The sequence below is a fragment of the Streptomyces cinereospinus genome, assembly GCF_042430725.1.
Classification (GTDB): domain Bacteria; phylum Actinomycetota; class Actinomycetes; order Streptomycetales; family Streptomycetaceae; genus Streptomyces; species Streptomyces cinereospinus.
Genome location: NZ_JBHMCY010000217.1, coordinates 1 through 569 on the forward strand (window position 1 = coordinate 1; position 569 = coordinate 569).

The window sequence follows — 569 nt, forward strand, 5'->3', positions numbered from 1 at the left end:
GTCCCGGACACCTTCGAGGACACGCCCGCCAAGGACCGGGACCCCGACTGGTTCAAGCGCGCCGTCTTCTACGAGGTCCTCGTCCGCTCCTTCCAGGACAGCAACGGCGACGGCGTCGGCGACCTCAAGGGCCTGACCGCCAAGCTCGACTACCTCCAGTGGCTCGGCGTCGACTGCCTCTGGCTGCCGCCCTTCTTCAAGTCCCCCCTGCGCGACGGCGGCTACGACGTCTCCGACTACACCGCCGTACTGCCCGAGTTCGGCGACCTCGCCGACTTCGTGGAGTTCGTCGACGCCGCCCACCAGCGCGGCATGCGCGTCATCATCGACTTCGTCATGAACCACACCAGCGACCAGCACCCGTGGTTCCAGGAGTCGCGCCGCGACCCCGACGGCCCCTACGGCGACTACTACATGTGGGCCGACGACGACAAGCAGTACCAGGACGCCCGCATCATCTTCGTCGACACGGAAGTGTCCAACTGGACCTTCGACCCGGTGCGCAAGCAGTACTTCTTCCACCGGTTCTTCTCCCACCAGCCCGACCTCAACTACGAGAACCCGGCCGT

1 protein-coding gene is annotated in these 569 nt (G+C 66.1%); it reads left to right on the forward strand.

The window, feature by feature from the left end; genetic code table 11:
- On the forward strand, positions 1–569 hold a 569-nt coding region (locus ACFF45_RS35585), incomplete at both ends, for an alpha-amylase family glycosyl hydrolase (RefSeq protein ID WP_381351189.1).